This is a genomic window from Corynebacterium sp. HMSC070H05, assembly GCF_001837615.1.
GTDB lineage: Bacteria > Actinomycetota > Actinomycetes > Mycobacteriales > Mycobacteriaceae > Corynebacterium > Corynebacterium coyleae.
The window spans coordinates 1-18079 of record NZ_KV833344.1 but is presented as its reverse complement, the minus strand read 5'-3'; the positions used below and the strand labels follow the sequence as shown (position 1 = coordinate 18079).

14 protein-coding genes are annotated in these 18079 nt (G+C 61.9%); 4 read left to right on the top strand and 10 right to left on the bottom strand.

Features of this window, described 5'->3' with window-relative positions; all coding sequences use genetic code 11:
• The coding region (locus HMPREF2617_RS11780) for an HNH endonuclease signature motif containing protein (protein WP_141763059.1) at positions 1-354 on the top strand (354 nt) is incomplete at its 5' end.
• A gap of 43 nt (positions 355-397) precedes the next feature.
• Here HMPREF2617_RS11780 and HMPREF2617_RS11085 read toward each other — a convergent pair.
• From HMPREF2617_RS11085 to HMPREF2617_RS11050, 8 genes are all read right to left on the bottom strand, one after another.
• Entirely contained in the window at positions 398-1042 is a 645-nt protein-coding gene (locus HMPREF2617_RS11085; RefSeq protein ID WP_070422621.1) for a 50S ribosomal protein L25/general stress protein Ctc, read from the bottom strand.
• 128 nt (positions 1043-1170) lie between these two features.
• A complete protein-coding gene (locus tag HMPREF2617_RS11080; protein WP_070840734.1) occupies positions 1171-2505 on the bottom strand; it encodes an MFS transporter in 1335 nt (444 codons plus the stop codon).
• The gene (gene hisC / locus HMPREF2617_RS11075) at positions 2498-3511 is read right to left on the bottom strand and encodes a histidinol-phosphate transaminase (protein WP_070840735.1); all 1014 of its coding nucleotides are present in this window, start codon (positions 3509-3511) and stop codon (positions 2498-2500) included. The genes HMPREF2617_RS11080 and hisC overlap by 8 nt, the downstream gene beginning before the upstream one ends.
• A gap of 8 nt (positions 3512-3519) precedes the next feature.
• Positions 3520-4860 carry an amino acid permease gene (locus HMPREF2617_RS11070; protein ID WP_070840733.1) on the bottom strand — a complete coding sequence of 447 codons (1341 nt, stop codon included), beginning with the start codon at positions 4858-4860 and terminating at the stop codon, positions 3520-3522.
• A gap of 3 nt (positions 4861-4863) precedes the next feature.
• Complete coding sequence (locus HMPREF2617_RS11065) at positions 4864-5310, bottom strand: hotdog fold thioesterase (protein WP_070422624.1); 447 nt, start codon at positions 5308-5310, stop codon at positions 4864-4866.
• A gap of 75 nt (positions 5311-5385) precedes the next feature.
• Entirely contained in the window at positions 5386-6363 is a 978-nt protein-coding gene (locus tag HMPREF2617_RS11060; RefSeq protein WP_070570645.1) for a ribose-phosphate diphosphokinase, read from the bottom strand.
• A gap of 10 nt (positions 6364-6373) precedes the next feature.
• Positions 6374-7813 carry a bifunctional UDP-N-acetylglucosamine diphosphorylase/glucosamine-1-phosphate N-acetyltransferase GlmU gene (gene glmU / locus HMPREF2617_RS11055; protein WP_083279453.1) on the bottom strand — a complete coding sequence of 480 codons (1440 nt, stop codon included), beginning with the start codon at positions 7811-7813 and terminating at the stop codon, positions 6374-6376.
• Between the two features lie 65 nt (positions 7814-7878).
• On the bottom strand, positions 7879-9093 hold the full coding sequence (locus tag HMPREF2617_RS11050; RefSeq protein ID WP_070422626.1) for an MFS transporter: 1215 nt from the start codon (positions 9091-9093) through the stop codon (positions 7879-7881).
• A 53-nt stretch (positions 9094-9146) separates the two neighbouring features.
• On the opposite strand from HMPREF2617_RS11050, the gene HMPREF2617_RS11045 reads away from it, so the two are divergent.
• The gene (locus HMPREF2617_RS11045; protein WP_070772407.1) at positions 9147-10634 is read left to right on the top strand and encodes a multicopper oxidase family protein; all 1488 of its coding nucleotides are present in this window, start codon (positions 9147-9149) and stop codon (positions 10632-10634) included.
• A 93-nt stretch (positions 10635-10727) separates the two neighbouring features.
• Here the strand turns inward: HMPREF2617_RS11045 and HMPREF2617_RS11040 are convergent, their stop codons facing one another.
• A complete protein-coding gene (locus HMPREF2617_RS11040; RefSeq protein ID WP_141758921.1) occupies positions 10728-12314 on the bottom strand; it encodes a hypothetical protein in 1587 nt (528 codons plus the stop codon).
• Positions 12315-12725: 411 nt separating this feature from the next.
• Positions 12726-13340, bottom strand: a complete 615-nt coding sequence (locus tag HMPREF2617_RS11035; protein ID WP_168168350.1) for a DUF3558 family protein — start codon at positions 13338-13340, stop codon at positions 12726-12728.
• Positions 13341-13511: 171 nt separating this feature from the next.
• Between HMPREF2617_RS11035 and HMPREF2617_RS11030 the strand changes: the two genes are divergently transcribed.
• Entirely contained in the window at positions 13512-14180 is a 669-nt protein-coding gene (locus HMPREF2617_RS11030) for a TetR/AcrR family transcriptional regulator (protein WP_070451141.1), read from the top strand.
• A complete protein-coding gene (gene mfd, locus HMPREF2617_RS11025) occupies positions 14173-17802 on the top strand; it encodes a transcription-repair coupling factor (protein ID WP_070840731.1) in 3630 nt (1209 codons plus the stop codon). The genes HMPREF2617_RS11030 and mfd overlap by 8 nt, the downstream gene beginning before the upstream one ends.
• Positions 17803-18079: the final 277 nt, after the last annotated feature.

Here is an 18079-nt window from a genome sequence, read left to right as displayed (position 1 = left end):
GCGTTTCACCCGACCGAGGGTGCAGTCAACCTGTATCGCACGCAGCGGTTTGCAAATAGTAAGCAGCGCGCGTTGGCATCGATGATGTCGCCAACCTGTCCGGTGCCCGATTGTCGGCATGGGGCTGACAACTGCGAAATGCACCACATCCAAGCCTGGCGCCATGGCGGGGAGACCAACCTGGCCAACCTCGTGCCACTGTGTCGGTTCCATAACGGGCGCAACGACGATGACCCGCGTGAAAACCGCTACGGGCGAATACAGATACGCGATGGGATACCGGTGTGGGTATCGCCGGGAGGGTCGGTCGTCGAGAAGCATCCGCCCGGAGCCATGCAACAACTCTTCACATAACGAAAAAGCCCGCCAAAAAAGCGGGCCAATCGTCGTGCCGAAATTACTCGGAAGCTTCCTCACCAGCCTCAGAAGACTCAGCGCCAGCCTCAGCGCCGCCCTCCTCAGCAGCCTCAGCCTCAGCCTCGAGGTCCTCATCAACCTGCTCGAAGGTGATGTTGACAAGCAAGTTCTCCGGATCGGTGATCAGCTCCGCACCCGCCGGCAGCTCGAGATCGCCAGCGGTGATCTGGTCGCCGATCTCCTTGCCCTCGATGGAAACGGTGATCTCGTCCGGGATAGACAGAGCGTCGATCTCGATCTCGACAACGTCGGCTTCCTGGAACACAACAGCGCCCGGAGCAGCCTCGCCCTCGGTGACAACCGGAACCTCGACGGTAACCTTCTCGCCACGCTTAATGCCGAACAGGTCAATGTGGTCGATCTCGAGGGTCAGAACGTTCTGGTCGACGTGCTTGACCATGGCGAGCAGCTTCTCACCGTCGAGCTCAAGCTCGACGATGGCGTTGGTGCCGTCGTTACGCACGATCGCGGTCATCTCAATGCGGTCAACCGCAAAGTGGATGTTCTCGATGCCCTTTTCGTACAGGACACCCGGGATCTTGCCATCGCGACGCAGACGACGTGCGGAGCCCTTGCCAAACTCCTCGCGACGCTCACCCTTGATAACGGTTGGGGTAATAGCCATGTTGTACTCCTTCGGTTGGAAGGGCCACAGGCTTTGCCTGCGACCACTTAACGGATTGTGCTCGTCGAGTGATCGCATAGTGGATCTTCATCGCGTCGATAACGGCCCGAAAGCCCTCGCCGAGACTGCTACAGGCTACCAGCCGACTTTTCCCACACAAAATGCCCCGCCGCCTGGGCGTCCTCATGATCATGTCCAAGCGGGATGCCGGTGCGATCACGCACAAGCAGCGTAACGACGAACCCCGTCAACGTCGCCGCCATCAAATACACCGTAATCGCCGCCGTACCACCAGTAGCCTCACGCAACGCAGCCGCAATCGTTGGAGCAAACGCACCACCAAGAATTGCACCCAACGCGTACGAAATCGACGCCCCGGACGCCCGGACCGAAGCCGGGAAAAGCTCCGCGTAGAAAGCGCCAATCTCGCCGTACGTCAGGCCCAGGCCAACGGTGAGGAAAATCAACGCCGCGGTGATCTTTGCAATCGAACCCGTATCGACGAGCGGGAACAACACCGCAACACCCGCCGCCTGAACCACAAACCCGATCGCAAGCGTGCGCTTACGCCCGATGTAGTCCGAGACCCACCCGGCGAACGCGGTAGTGAACAACCACACCGCAGCCGATGCAGTGACAGCCCAGAGAATGTCCCCGCGTGAAAGCCCAATGCCGGTGGGGTCGGTGACGTAGTTCTGGATGTAGCCGCCGGTTGTCATGTAACCGACGGCGCCGTTGGCGGCGAAGATCAGGGCGGCTGCGAGGACAACTCCCGCGTGAGATTTGAACAGGCCGCTGATGGGGCTGCGGGTGCCGGTCTCGCGCATCTCCTCGACGACGGGCGATTCTTCGACGCCGGTGCGGATCCACCAGCCGAGGAACGTCAGCGCGATGGACAGCAGGAAGGGAATGCGCCAGCCCCATTCGACGAAGGCGTCACCGGGGGCGACGGCGGTCATTAGGGCGAGCATGCCGGAGGACATGAGCAGGCCAGCGGGAACACCGACCTGGGGGCCGGCGCCGTAAAGGCCGCGTTTGTTCACAGGGGCGTGCTCGACTGCGAGGAGGACTGCGGAGCCCCATTCGCCGCCGGCCGATGTGCCCTGCAGGATGCGCAGGAGAATCAGTGCGGCGGGGGCAAGCCAACCGATGGTGTCGTAGGTGGGCAGCAGGCCGATAAGCGTGGTGGCGGTGCCCATCGTGAACAGGGTGATCATGAGCACGCCGCGGCGCCCGAATCGGTCGGCGTAGTGGCCAGCCAGCACCGCACCGAGCGGGCGGAACAGGAAGGACAAGCCGACGGTGAGGAAGCTCACGATCGTCGCCGCAGCAGGTCCGAGGGGACCGAACATGGTCTGGTTAAACACCAAACCGGCGACGGCGGCGTAGAGGAAGTAGTCGTACCACTCGATGGCTGTGCCGATGGTGGTCGCCGCGATCACGCGGCGGCGCTCACTACGCACGGTCCCATGCTTTCAGGAAGGCGTCGGTTTCGGCTGAGTTGGTGACGGTGACGCGGATACCTTCCGGGAAAGAACGCACCAGCACGCCCTCTGCCGCTAGCCGGTCAGCTTTTTCACGCGGGAAATCCGGCAGCCAGATGAAGTTGGCTTGGGATTCGGGGAGGTTGAGTGCGGTGGTGAGGTGTTGGCGTTGGGTGATGGTGTCGTCGATACGCGTTTGCAGCTCGGAGGTGGCTTTGAGGGAGGCGAGGGCTGCGGTTTGGGCGACGGCGTTGACGGAGAAGGGGACGGCGACTTTGTTGAGGGCGCTGATGATGTCGGCGGGGCCGAAGGCGTAGCCGATGCGGGCGCCAGCGAGGCCGTAGGCTTTGGAGAAGGTGCGTAGGCCGACGACGTTGGGGTAGCGGGTGATGACGTCGGTGGCGATGGGGGTGTCGGTGGCGCGGTTGTATTCGAAGTAGGCCTCGTCGAGTGCGACGAGGATGTCGGATGGGACGGCGTCCATGAAGGTTTCGAACTCGGCGTTGGTGATGGTGGTGCCGGTTGGGTTGTTGGGGTTGCACACGAAGATGAGTTTCGTGCGTTCGGTAATCGCTGCGGCCATGGCGGTCAGGTCGAGGCGGTGCTCCGCGTCGAGTGGGATGGCGACGGGGGTTGCGCCGACGATGCGGGCGAAGATGGGGTAGGCCTCGAAACTGCGCCAGGGGAAGATGATTTCGTCGCCGGGCTGTGCGGTGATCGTCGCGAGTTGTTGGCACAGGGCAGAGGAGCCGGTGCCGACGGCGACCTGGTCGATGGTCACGCCGAGGTGTTCGGCAAGGGCGGTGCGGATGTCGGTGGCGCCCATGTCGGGGTAGCGGTTCATGGAGCCGAGGGTGTCGCGCATCGCCTCGAGTACGGAGGGCAGTGGGCCTTCGGCGCATTCGTTGGAGGAGAGTTTGATGGCCTGGTCGTTGCGGGCTCCCGGCACGTAGGCGGGGATGGTGTCGAGGTCTTTGCGGATCATGTTGCGGGTCATGCGTTGCTCCTGCGTTGCGTTGTCAGCCAGATGAGGCCGAGGGCGAGGATCCAGCCGAAGAGGGTGGCTAGACCCATGCGGTAATCGGGAAGAATACCCATTAGTACGAGTACGAGGGCGAAAAATGCGATGCAGATCCAGTTCGCAACTGGGTAGAACGGGGCGGGGAATTTTGTGTTGCCGGCGTGTTTGCGGAAGTTCAGGTGGGATAGGCAGATGCCGGCCCAGGTGATCAATTCCGTGCCGACGATGATGGCGAGCAGGATGGCGAAGATTTTGCCTTCGAAGAAGTAGTTGAGGATGACGACGACGCCCATGAGGGTGGCGTCGAAAAGCAGTGCTTTTGTGGGCACACCTTTGGCGTTGGTTTCGGCGAGGGCTTTGGGGGCTTGGCCGTTGCGGGCGAGGTCGCGAAGCATGCGGGCGCCGGAGTAGGTCATGGTGTTGAGCACGGAGAACACGGCGACGACGATGACGACGTTCAGGGCGGTTGCTGCGCCTGAAAAGCCGACGCCGGTAAGCACCCGGATGAATGGGCTTTCGTTCGTGTCTTGTTCGTTCCACGGTGCGAGCAGCAGGATGGTGCCGATGCCGCCGAGGTAGAACACGAGGATGCGCCACACGACGGAGTTGACCGCGCGGGGAATTGCCTTGTCTGGGTCGTCAGCTTCGCCAGCGGCGGTGCCAATGGACATGATGCCGCCGAAGGTGAAGGTCACTGCGACGAGTGCGAACAGGACACCGGAGACGCCGTTTGGCATGAATCCGCCGTGGTCGGTGATGTGTTGCAGGCCGATGGCGGGTTCAGAGCCGACGCCGAAGACAAGCGCGAGGCCGAGCACGATCATGAGGACGAGTGCTGCCACTTTGATCAGGGAAAGCCAGTATTCGGTGGTGGCGAACACGCGCACGTTGAGCACGTTGAGGACGACGACGAGCAGCAGCGAGACTAGCGCGGTGACCCAGTGGGGGATGTGGGGGAACCAGTAGTCCAGGAAGGTACCCATGGCGGTCAGTTCCAGCATGCCGACGACCACGGTGGTGAACCACCAGTTCCAGCCGGTGATAAATCCGGCTCCGCGGCCGATGAATTCGCGGGAGTATGCGGCAAAGGATCCGGAGACGGGGTGTTCGACGGCCATTTCGCCGAGCATGCGCATGAGGAAGTAAACGATGACGCCGACGATGGCGAAGGAGATCAAGACGGCGGGGCCGGCGTATTGGATGGAGCTGGCGGAGCCGAGGAAAAGTCCGGTGCCGATGGATGATCCGAAGGCGATCATCATCAGTTGGCGGCTTTTGACGCTGCGTTTGAGTCCTTGTTCTTGGAGGCTCATGGGTTAGTTTCCTGTCGGGGGACGTGAGGTGGTGCGGGAGAGTCCGCGGAATTCTGCGATGACGGTGTCGCCGTCGTAAAGGGTGACGTCGGACAGTCCGTTGCGGCCCCATTGGTGGTGTTCACGGGCGACGCCGCGGATGGTGCGGCCCATTTTCGCGGGTGCGAGGTAGATCATTTCGGATTGTGCGCTGACGGTGGGCTCAGTGCGGCGCGAGTTGCAGGCGCCACCGAAGAGGGCGTCGGCGAAGGTGAACAGTACGCCGCCTTGGCAGACACCGAATCCGTTTGCATGCCGCTTATCGACGACAAACTCACCTTCCGCCACGCCTGGCTCTAACCGTGTGATGATGGCGCCCAGATACTCGAGGGTGGCGTCGCCGTCGTACATGGCTTTGGCGTGCTCAAGCTCTGGGGTGATTTCTACGGATTCGGCGTAGCGGTTGTACATGAGAATGTGTCCTTTCCCTAAGCGTGAAGCCGGGGCAGCGGTGAAGCTGCCCCGGCTGTCGCGGTCAAGAGTGGTTTAGGCCTGGCCCTCGAAGAGGGTGGTCACGGAACCGTTTTCGAAGATTTCGCGGATGGTCTTTGCCAGCAGTGGTGCGATCGACAGCACGGTGAGGTTCTTCCAACCTTCGGTGTTTTGCGGCAGGGTGTCGGTGGTGATGACTTCCTCTGCGCCGCAGTCGCTGAGGCGCTTGCGTGCCGGGTCGGAGAAGACACCGTGGGTGCAGGCGATGACGACGGACTTCGCGCCGGCTTCCTTGAGCACGCCGACGGCGCCAGCGATGGTGCCGCCGGTGTCGATCATGTCGTCCATGAGGATGCAGTCCTTGCCCTCGACGTCGCCGACGACACGGTTGGAGACAACCTTGTTTGCGGCGTCGATGTCGCGGGTTTTGTGGACGAAGGCCATGGGGGCGTCGCCAAGCATGTTGGCCCACTTCTCAGCGGACTTCACGCGGCCGGCATCCGGGGAGACCACCACGAGGTTGTCCAGCGAGTACTTGGACTTGATGTAGTCCACCAGGATCGGCTGGGCGTGCATGTGGTCGACCGGGCCGTCGAAGAAGCCCTGGATCTGGTCGGTGTGCAGGTCGACGGAGACGATGCGGTCCGCGCCTGCTGCGGAGAGCAGGTCTGCGATGAGGCGGGCGGAGATCGGCTCGCGGCCGCGGTGCTTCTTGTCCTGGCGTGCGTACGGGTAGAACGGCAGGATCGCGGTGATGCGCTTCGCGGAGCCACGCTTGAGCGCGTCGATCATGATCAACTGCTCCATGAGCCACTTGTTCAGCGGCTGTGCGTGGGACTGCATGACAAAGCAGTCGGAGCCACGGACGGACTCTTCGAAGCGGATGAAGATTTCGCCGTTGGCGAAGTCACGGGCGGTGGTGGGCACGAGCTCGATGCCGAGTTCGTCTGCTACGGCCTCTGCCAGTTCCGGGTGCGCACGCCCGGTGAAGACCTTGAGGTTTTTGTGGCTTTCTGTGGAGTAACCAGTCATGTTTGAACCTTTACTTCTCGCGTGCTTTCTTTGCAGCTTCTGCCGCGTCGGATCCGGGGCGGCGCTTTTCTACCCAGCCCTCGATGTTGCGCTGGTGGCCCTCCTTGATGGCGAGCGCGCCGGCTGGAACATCTTCCGTGACTACTGTACCCGCGCCGGTATACGCGCCATCACCGATATTGACCGGTGCGACAAACATGGTGTCTGAGCCGGTACGGCAGTAGTCGCCGATGGTGGTGTGGTGCTTGTTCACTCCGTCGTAGTTAGCGAAAACGCTGGAGGCGCCGATGTTGGAGTGCTTGCCTACGGTGGCGTCGCCGATGTAGGTCAGGTGGGGCACCTTGGAGCCTTCGCCGATCTTGGCGTTTTTGGATTCGACGAAGCCGCCGAGTTTGCCGCGGGCGCCGAGTTCGGTGCCGGGGCGGATGTAGGTGAAGGGGCCGACGGTGGCTTCTTCACCGATGACGCCGAGTTCGCCTTGGGTGCGTACGACGGTGGCGCGGGCGCCGACTTCCATGTCGGTCAGGGTGGTGTCGGGGCCGATTTCGGCGCCGTCTCCGATGACGGTGGAGCCCCACAGTTGGGTGTTGGGGTGGATGATGACGTCGCGGCCGATTTCTACCTCGACGCCGATCCAGGTGGTGGCCGGGTCGATGACGGTTGCGCCGTTGCGCATGGCGCGCTCGACGAGGCGGCGGTTGAGTTCTTTGCCTGCTTCGGCGAGTTGGACGCGGTCGTTGACACCGGCGAGTTCGCGGGCATCAGGTGCGATGAAGGCGGAGACTTTGCGGCCGTCGTTGCGGGCGATGCCGAGGACGTCGGTGATGTAGAACTCGCCTTGGGCGTTGTCTGGGGTGACGCGCGCGAGGGCGTCGCGAAGCACGGTGGCGTCGAAGGCGAAGACACCGGAGTTGACTTCGTGGACCTTGCGTTGTTCGTCGGTGGCGTCTTTTTCTTCGACGATTTCGAGCACGTCGCCAGCTTCGCCGCGGATGATGCGGCCGTAGCCGGTGGGGTTGTCGAATTCGAGGGAGAGCACGGTCACAGCGGCATGCTCGGACTCATGCTTTTCGACGAGCGCCTGCAACGTCTCCGGCGTCAGCAACGGCACGTCGCCATTGGTGACCACGACGGTGCCGTCGAAATCCGGAATTGCCGACAGGCCGACCTGCACTGCGTGGCCGGTGCCGTTTTGCTCCTCCTGGATCGCCTGGCGGATCTCCACGTGCATCTGCTCGGCGATGTGCTCCACGGCTGGGGCGACCTGGTCGCGCTGGTGGCCGACCACAGCAACGAGGTAGGTCGGTTCCACACCGGCTGCGGCGTGCAGCGAATGGGAGAGCAGGCTGCGCCCGCCGATTTCGTGCAGCGTCTTTTGGCGGTCGGACTTCATGCGGGTTCCCGCGCCGGCCGCGAGCACGACAACGGCGCGATCGGAGTGGTTAGGCACTCGATTACTCCTTGGGGGTGGACGTTTTGAGATCGGCCCCAAGCATAACGCCTATGGGCTCTGGCCTACTTGTTTGCCGAGACTTCCTTCAGGTTCGCGGCACCAAACACACCGGCGTAACCAACAACAGCCAGGAAGATCAGCGCTGCCTGCGGGCCGAGCAGCACAACCGCCGAGGAGATTGCGCCGACAACGAGCAGGACGATGCCCATGACGGTGTTGGCGGCACCCGTGATCATGGTGCGCCTATCGCCGTCGGCCATGTCTACCAGGTAGGTCTTGCGGCTGACCCGCACTGCGGTGTGGGCGAGGTTGACCAGGAAGAAGCCTAGGGGCATGACCCAGGCGTTGATGGTGTCGTCGACAAGCTGTGCGCTGGCAACGAGCAGGATGAGCACAGTGGACGCGAAACCTGCAGCCCACGCCATCGTGCGTTTCGACGACCTGTCCGACAACCGGCCCGAAACCCGCCCGCCAAGCAGTGACGCGCCGCCGGAGGCGACGATGAACGCGCCAAGGCCTGTGAGGTCGGCGCCTTCGCGGCTGCCCAACACGACGATAAACGGGGTGGAAAGCGCGGTGACCAGCATGAGCGAGCGCACGATGAGGAATCGTTGCAGGTCGCGGTCGGAGGTGACCAGCTTCCACATGTCGTGGAAGCCTTGGCCGTTGGAGGTGTCGGTGTCGGGAGTGGGCTCGTCGATACGCATGAACACGAGCGAAGCGAGCGCCCACATCGACGCACCGCCGGCGAGCAGCGCGGCGAGTGACCACTGCGGAAGTTCGTTGGGGATAAACGACAGTGCGAGACCGATCGCGAGAGTGAAACCGCCGGCGAGCGCGGTGGCGCGACCGGTGATGTCGCCGCGGTGGCCTTTGGAAATCGTGCGGCCCTGGACATCTTTGCCTGCGATGGAGCAGATGGAGCGAAACACCGCGTGCACCGCAAGCAGGACAATGACTGCGATGCCGAGCGCACTTCCCTCGAGCAACAGCGCGCTAAGCGCAATGCCGGCAGAGGCCAGCGCTTGGCCCCACGAGCCGATCAACCAGACTCGTTTGCGCGAGCTTTGCGACGTCACCCACGGGCTCAAAAACGCCTGCGGCAGCATCGAGCCTGACTCGCGAATTGGCACGAGAAACGACGTGAACGCCGCCGGCACCCCAGCAGCATTGAACAGCCACGGCAGCACCGTTTTCGGGGCGACTACCTGATCGCCAATGTTTTGTAAGCCGTTCGACCAGATGAACCGGCGGGCATTCGCTTCCTCGTTACGCATATATCGGGATAGTAGGATCATTCATGGTTTTCGGCGAGTTTTTGGAGGACGTAATGGCTTTTTCTCGACGCACATTTTTTAAAGGGACCGTTTTCGCCGTTGCAGTCGCAGCCACGGGTGCTGCATTGGCTGGGTGCTCGACATCAAACCAGCCCACCCCGCGTGGTGCCGACGCCGAAGCACGCCCGCTGCCTATCCCGCCGCTGTACGAAGGCACACTCGACGGCAACGTGCGCCGCTTCGAACTGACCGCCCAGGAAGGCGAATCCGAAATCATCCCCGGTGTCATGACCAAGACTTGGGGCTTCAACGGGCCGTTCTTGGGCCCAACGCTGTACATGCGGCGCGGCGAACGCATTGAAATGACCGTGCACAACAACGTGCCGGAGCCGACCGTTGTGCACTGGCACGGCCTGCACCTGCCGGCCGCTGCGGACGGGGGACCGGCGCTGATGTTTGACCCGGGTGAGTCTTGGTCGCCGTCGTGGACCGTCGATCAGCCCGCCGCGACCTGCTGGTACCACCCGCACCCGCACGAGATATCCGCGGTGCACGCCTACCGCGGCCTTGCCGGCGGTCTGATTGTCGACGACGACACCACCGCCATCCCCGGCCTGCCCGCCGACTACGGCGTCGACGACATCCCTGTGATCCTGACTAACGCCCAGTTCACCGAAGACGGCCAGCTCGACGAGGACCACGGTTGGGTCGGCGACACCGTGGTGGTCAACGGCATCACCAAACCGCGTTTCGAGGCCACAACCCGCCGCGTGCGTCTCCGCGTGCTCAACGGTTCCGTGTTGCGCTTCCACCACCTGACACTGGGCGTGCCGTTCAAGATCGTCGCCACGGACCAGGGGTTCCTCGATTCCCCGGTGGAGGTCGACGGCGTGCTGCTTACCCCGGGCGAGCGCGTGGAAATCGTGGTGGACCTGGAGCCGGGCAAGGACCTGATGTTGCGTAGCGATGGACTCCCGGATCTTGGCGGCCTGCCGGATAAGGAAACGGCGGACATGTTCGGCGCCCGCGACACCTTCGACCTGTTGGAGATCGCCGCCCCGCCAGAAGATGCGCCGGCTTCGCCCGCGTTGTCGGAAACGTTGGTGCCGTTGGACGTGCCGTCGTCGGCAAGTGTGGAGCGCGAGTTCCGACTCAATGGCATTGAGATCAATGGCCAAACGATGGACATGTCGCGCGTCGACTTTGTCGTCGACCACGACGGGCCTGAGATCTGGCGCGTGACCAACGAAAACGAGGATATGCTGCACAACTTCCATATCCACAACGCACGCTTCGCCGTGCAAAGTGTTGAGGGTGGGGAAGTGGAGTTCACTGCCGGCTGGCACGACACCATCGACGTGCCACCGCTTTCCACGGTGACGTTGCTTGTGGAGATCGCGTATCACCCCGACCCCACCTTGGCCTACATGTATCACTGCCACATGCTCAACCACGAAGACCAGGGCATGATGGGCCAATTTGTCATCGTTGAGCCTGGCCAAGAACCGGACCTTGCACTCCCGCACGGCCACGAGCATTAGATTGCTTCTCGACGACCCCACGCCCCGGCGCGAATCCCACCGGGGCGTGGTTTTGTTTCGGGTTGCTGTTTCGAGCGTTGCCGCTCGCGGTGACTATCGGCGCACGTTGTAGCCGATGACTTCCGGCAGCAATAGTGGGGCGTCGCCGAGCAGTGCCTTGAGGTTGCCGTCGCGCTCGACCGCGCTGGTAACTGTCTTGACCTTGGCGGCGGCCTTGTCGGATGCGCGACCGTTTTGGTTGCGCCCGGCCATCATCGGTTGCCCGGCAATGACACCACCGCCGCGGTGTGCGCCTGCCGCATTGTTCGCGGAGTGCGCACCGTTTGTGGCGTGGGCGCCGTGGGCACTGTGGGCACCGTGTGCACCGTTAGCTGTGCCGGAGCCTGTTGGCGCGTGCCCTGTCGAGCCGTGCGGGGTAGCACCGTGAGCACCCTGCGAACCGGCGCCGAAACCGGTACTTGGACCGACACCAGCACCGGCGCTCACGCCGCCGCCCGTGCTGAAACCCGGACGACCGGCGTGCATGCCGCCACCTGCGTACATGCCAGCCCCTGCTCCGGCGCCTCGGCCAGTGCCGATGCCATTTCCAGCTCCACGGCCGCTTACAGCCTGGGAAGCAGGGGAGCCCCCGCGGGAACCGCCAGGCACTCCAACCCCGGTGCCTGCGCCCATCTGGTTTCCACGAGCAGCGTGCCTTCCAGTGCCTGCAGCGTTGCTGGGCCCACCAGCTATTGGAGCGAATCCACCCGCGCCGCTATTGGTGCCGGCGGATGCCCCGCCCGAGTTCGCCCCACGTGTGGTTGCAGGGGTGATAGCACCGGTGAACGCTGGGCTGTGCGCACCTGGGTGCGCGCCAGCAGAGATCGCACCTGGGGTCGGAGCCATCGCATTTGTGCTTGGCGGTGCCAGCACTGCCGACGCAGCCTGCGTAGGCGTAGCACCTGCCGGAATGGAATCAAGCACGTTTGGCGAGGGCCGCCCCATGTTCTGCAGAACCTCTGACGGTGTTTTCGCGTTTGCGATATCCCCGTAGCCACGGTTGATCAGCGCATTCTGGATTGGTTCCGGCAACTCTGCTGGTTCAAATGCGGGCGCTGCTGGCGAGGGAATGCTATCGACGCTGTAGGAGTCGCCAGACATCTCCTTCAACTCCGGAAGCAGACGGTTAAACGTCGGGATCGCAGCGACCAAGTTTGATGTCATTCGTGCCGGAAAGTTGAGCAAGTACGCCTGCTCGATCGCAAGCTTTTCTTCCGGCGACGGTGCAGCGTCATATGCCATCACGGTGCTGGATGCGATGAGTTTTTCGGCGTCTGCGGCGTCGGCAAGCATTGCGGTGTGCGCTGCGAGGGAGCGCGAGTTAGCCACGTATTCCATACCTGCGTTCTGGACCTGAGTGATGGTGCGCATCGCGTTGTGAATCCAGGATGTCTCTGCCGACGAGCTCAACGCGTGCTGAACTTCGTTGAGTTCCTCCATCGCATCGGCGATCAGCTCCGCATTTGAGTTCCAGAACTCGGAAGCAGACATCGCACGAGAGGTGTCGGTCTCCAACAACTTGGCGTGCAAGGCGTGCAGCGACGAATCACCAGTCGCGACTGCCGCCGGGTTTGCAAACGTGTTGGTTTTCGGATCGACCGAACGCGATTTCTGCAGGAGCTCAATCAGTTGTGGCTGCACCTGGTTAACGCGTCCTTCAAACACCGGACCGAGCGACGCCAACGCACCGGACAGCGAATCATCTGTCCGCAGTGTGTTGTTCAGCGCTGTTTCAAGAATGTTCGCCGTACCCAGAAGGTAGGTTGCGACCGCTTGATTTGCTTCTGGTGCGTTTACATCCCCGATTGGGCTCAGAGTACGCCCTGCATCTGCGAGGCCACTGACCTGCGAGAAAGAAGAAAGCGGATTGCTTGCAAATCCGATGTTTGTACCGAGACTGCTAGCAATTCCCCTTAGCTGGCTAATCGCAGATTCTGCTTGAGCTATGTCGAGTTTTATGATCATTTTTCCCCCAAAAAGTTGTTGCTTATTCTCAAAGATAAATGAGAAAGAAGCGGATGAAAAGAGTTTGTCCACTTTAGTGGACAATTGTTAATGAAATGCCTGGTAAAGGCTCTCCAGTGCGTTAATTGCGCGGTCGCAATTCTGTTTACGATCGCCAAACCCTTCAATCCCGGCGACGATTGTTGTTATTGCTCCTCGAACAGTGTCAATCTGTGCGTAACAACTAGGGCCGATGCCACTCAATGGACCGAAGGTATAAAGCGTCGGTAGGACTTCAGATTTGTAATCGAACAATTCCACTTGCTCTGCAACAACTTTGCGATTCGCGTTGCTGCTCATAAACGCTGGAGGAAACAGCTCATCGCCGTTTTGGCTGTCGCAAGCACTCATTCCGCGAGCGAATGCCGCATATTTCTCCAAAACCGGCTCCACATCCTCAAACCCCGCAGCGGCGAATTCTTCCTGCGTGATTTCCGTGCAGGGATCGAAGATGTCGTCGCCGATTGTGTAAGGGTCGAAGTCGCCGACTTCTAGCACGCCGCTTTTGAACACGAATGCCTGTGCTTGAGGCTTATCCTCCGCAGATTCGGGTGGTGTGCCGGATTCGATGTTGGGCGTGGTGTCGTCGTTAAGCGGTTGCTCTGTAGTGCACCCCGAGAGCATCACGCATAGAGCTGTAGAAAGTATTGCGAATCGTTTCATTTCCCCTCCCCATATGAAAAAGCTTCCCCACCAGGACTCGAACCTAGAATGACGGTACCAAAAACCGTAGTGTTGCCGATTACACCATGGGGAATAGCATCGCTGATTGTAGACCACATCCCGTGGCAACCAAAGATGGGGTGTGTCGGAGAGGGATCTAGAGTGGAACATATGGCTCGTAGGCGAATGACTGCACCCCAGCGTAGGGAACAATTATTAGGCGTTGGGCGCGCTGCTTTTGCTGAGCGCGGATACGACGGGATCTCCATGGAGGAGATTGCGGCTCGCGCCGGGGTGACCAAGCCGGTGGTGTATGAGCATTTTGGGGGCAAAGAGGGGTTGTACCAGGCAGTTATTCGTCGGGAGATGGTCCGCTTGGAGGAGACGATTATGGGGTCTATCCAGGAGGGGCGCTGGCGCGATCGCATTGAGCGTGGTGTGTTGGCGTTGCTGACGTACGTGGAGGATGACACCGACGGGTTTGTCATCCTTGCGCATGGTCAGTTGCCGGGGGAGGGGCGGACGTATTCGACGATTCTTAACCGTGTGACCGCTGAGGTTTCCCACCTGCTGGCGGAGGCGTTTAAGCACCGTGGATTAGATGAGGCGATGGCCGGGTTGTACGGTCAGGCGCTGGTTGGCACGGTGTCTAATTCTGCGCTGTGGTGGCTGGATCAGCGGGAGCCAGACAAGCATATTGTGGCGGCGCATATCTCTAACCTGTGTTGGAACGGGTTGCGGGGGATGGAAGCCAAGCCGCATATTGCTGGTGAAGATGTCGCTGGAGATGAGCGCGCTGTGGATCGCGACGCGAACGAAGAGGAAGCATTGCATGACTGATAACACCCCGCCCGTGCTTGGTGGGCTGCTCACCCAGGCGTTGACGGACCCGAAGTTGAAGGGTTTGGTGACGCATGTGGGGGAAGATTCGCTGCATATTACCGGCATTGACCAGGCACGTTCCTGGACTGCTGGTGCGATCGCGCGTGAGACCCCGGTGCTGTTGGTGACGGCGACGGGGCACGAGGCGGAAGACCTCACGGCGGAGCTCAAGGCAATGCTTGGCGACGACAAGGTCGCCCAATTCCCCGCCTACGAGACGTTGCCCCATGAGCGCTTGTCGCCAGCTGCGGACATTGTTGGCCGCCGTGCGAAGGTGCTGTGGGATATGCCGCGTGTCATCGTGGCTGCGGCGCGCGCCGTGTGCCAGCCGGTTTTGCCTGCGATTGAGCCGATTCGGGTGGCGGTGGACCAGGAAGCCGACTTTGAGGACCTGACGCAGCAGTTGGTGCATTTCGCCTACAACCACGTGGATATGGTTGCGGGCCGTGGCGAGTTTGCTACCCGTGGCGGCATCATTGACGTTTTCCCCACCACTGCCCAGAACCCTGTGCGTATCGAGTTCTGGGGTGACGAAGTCACCGACATCCGCTCCTTTGCGGTTGCGGATCAGCGCACCATCGAAGAGGTTGGTGCCGTCGAACTGTTTCCAGCAAGGCAGTTGCTTATCGACGACACCGTGGCCGCCAAAGCCGACGACCTGGCCCGCAAATTCCCGTCGAACCCCACCTTGTCGTCGCTGCTTGCACGCATTTCCGAAAAGCAGCCGGCGGACGGCATGGAAGCGATCATCCCGGCGCTGACCGATAAGACGTATTCGGTGCTGCCGGAATTGATGCCGGCCGGTTCGGTGGTGTTGGTGACCAACCCGGAGAAGGTTCGCACTCGCATTGCCGACTTGGAAGCGACCGACCGCGAGTTCCTCGAGGCCGGCTGGGAGGCCGCCGCGATGGGCGCCGAAGGCCCGGTGGCGGTGGAAGGCCTGGACGTCTCTGCTTCGTCGTACCGTTCGTTCGAGTCCCTGGAGGTCTCCGCGTCGAAGGCCGGAAACGCCTGGTGGACCTTTGCTCCTCCCGGCATGTTCGCCGCGGATGACGCGTCGACGCTGCCGCTCGAGTTCGATGCAGCACCCGCGCCGAAGGGCGATCCGAAGCAGATCGAGCAGCTCTACGCCACGCTGAAACTGCACGTGACGCAAAACCACGGCAAGGCCGCCTATGTCGCTCCGGCCAAAGGTGCGATCGACCGCATGGCTGAGCGCCTGCGCGAGCACGGCGTGTCCGCACGAGTGGCCACACCGGGGCTCGAGCCCGTCGATGGCGCAGTTACGCTCTACCAGGCGTTATCGCACGCAGGCCTCGTTTTCGGCGGGCCGAACTTGGTCGTTGTTACTGAAACGGACCTGACCGGCAACCGCGTCGGCGACATCGCCGGCGCTAAGCGACGCGCCCCGCGCCGCCGCAACCGCGTCGACCCGTTGGCTTTGCAGCCGGGTGATTTCGTGGTGCATGACACCCACGGCATCGGCAAGTTTGTAAAGATGGCGGAGCGCACTATCAAGGCCGGCGATGAGGCGTCGCGACGCGAATACATCGTGCTCGAGTACCAGCCCGCCAAGCGCGGACAGCCCGGCGACCAACTCTGGGTGCCCATGGAGTCGCTGGACCTGCTGAGTAAGTACACCGGTGGCGAGAAGCCGTCGCTAAGCAAGATGGGCGGCTCGGACTGGAAGTCCACCAAGCGCAAGGCGCGCGCCGCCGTGCGCGAGATCGCCGGCGAGTTGGTGGAGCTCTACGCCAAGCGCCAAGCCGCGCCGGGCCACGCGTTCGCACCGGATACCCCCTGGCAGCTCGAGATGGAAGATGCCTTCCCGTTCGTAGAGACGGAAGACCAGCTCAACGCCATCGAAGCGGTCAAGGAAGACATGGAAAAGCCCACGCCGATGGACCGCGTGATCGTGGGCGATGTGGGCTTCGGCAAAACCGAGGTGGCCGTGCGTGCCGCGTTTAAGGCAGTGCAGGACGGCAAACAGGTCGCGGTGCTGGTGCCGACGACGCTGCTTGCCCAGCAGCATTACTCCACCTTCACGCAGCGCATGGATGGTTTTGGGGTGGAGGTTCGCGAGCTGTCGCGTTTCACCTCTACCGCGGATTCGAAGAAGATCCTCGCAGGTCTTGCGGATGGTTCCGTAGACATCGTCATTGGTACCCACCGACTGCTGCAGACTGGCGTGCAGTGGAAGAACCTCGGTCTGATCATCGTGGACGAGGAGCAGCGCTTCGGTGTCGAGCACAAGGAACACATCAAGGCGCTGAAGTCGCACGTTGACGTGCTCACCATGACGGCAACGCCGATTCCGCGCACGCTTGAGATGTCGCTGACCGGCATCCGCGAAATGACATCGATTACCACCGCGCCGGAAGATCGTCACCCGGTGCTCACGTATGTCGGTCCGCAGGAGGATAAACAGGTGGCGGCGGCGATTCGTCGAGAATTGCTTCGCGACGGCCAAGTCTTCTACATTCACAACAAAGTCTCCGACATCGAAAAAACTGCCCGCCAACTGCGCGAACTCGTGCCCGAGGCCCGCGTCGTTGTCGCCCACGGCCAGATGAGCGAGCAGGTGCTCGAGCAGACCGTACAGGGTTTTTGGAACCGCGAATACGACGTCATGGTGTGCACCACGATCGTGGAGACCGGCCTGGACATCGCCAACGCCAACACCCTGATCGTGGAAAACGCCCAGAACATGGGCCTGAGCCAGTTGCACCAGCTGCGCGGCCGTGTGGGTCGTTCCCGCGAGCGTGCCTACGCGTACTTCCTGTACCCGAAGGACAAGACACTCACCGAGACCTCCTACGACCGCCTGGCCACCATCGCCCAAAACAACGACCTGGGCGCCGGCATGGCCGTGGCGCAAAAGGACCTGGAGATGCGCGGCGCCGGCAACGTGCTCGGCGCGGAACAGTCCGGCCACATCGCCGGCGTGGGCTTCGACATGTACGTCCGCTTGGTCAGCGAGGCCGTGGAAACCTTCAAGGGCCTCATGAGCGGCAAACCCATCGACGCCACCGACAAAGGCCCGAAGGAAATCCGCGTCGACCTGCCCGTGGACGCACACATTCCGGAGACCTACATCAACTCCGAGCGCCTGCGCCTAGAGGTGTACCGCAAGCTCGCAGAAGCGCGTGACGACGACGCCCTGACCGCCGCAGCCGACGACATGATCGACCGCTTCGGCACCTTGCCAATTGAGGTCGAGCGGCTCATGGCCGTAGCCCGACTGCGCAACCAGGCCCGTGCAGTTGGCGTTTCCGAGATCCTGACCCAGGGAACCCGCATCAAACTCCACCCAGTCGAGTTGCCTGACTCCAAGCAGGTGCGCCTGAAGCGCTTGTACCCGGGGGCGAACTTCCGGGCTGCGGCAAAGGCGCTGCAGGTGCCGATGCCCAAGGAAGGCGGGGCAAAGCGGGCACTCAACGCCCCAAACCTGCGCGATATGGAATTGCTGCAGTGGGTCGCCGACTTCATGACCGACGTCCTCGACGCCCCCAAGATCGCCGTGGCGGGATCGGCTGCGGAGGCGGCACCGAAGAAGAAGGTGTTCTCGGTCAGCGAGTAGGCGCTACCGCGTCAGTGATCCCCCTTCAGACGAAGAAGGACGCTCGGACCGATCGTCTAGCTCTGTGTTTGTGGAACCAGACGATGAGCTCCGTATTGACCATGGTGTTCGTTATCACCTGGGGGTTTGTGTGGGTGGTTTCGAGACCGTCTAGCTGTATTTGCGGGGGTGCTAGACGATCAGTGGCAGCAACGAAAAGAGAGTGTGCCCACCCGGTGTTGCGGGTGGGCACACTCATTGTTGTTGTTTGGTTTTAGAGCATCATGTTGGCGAAGCC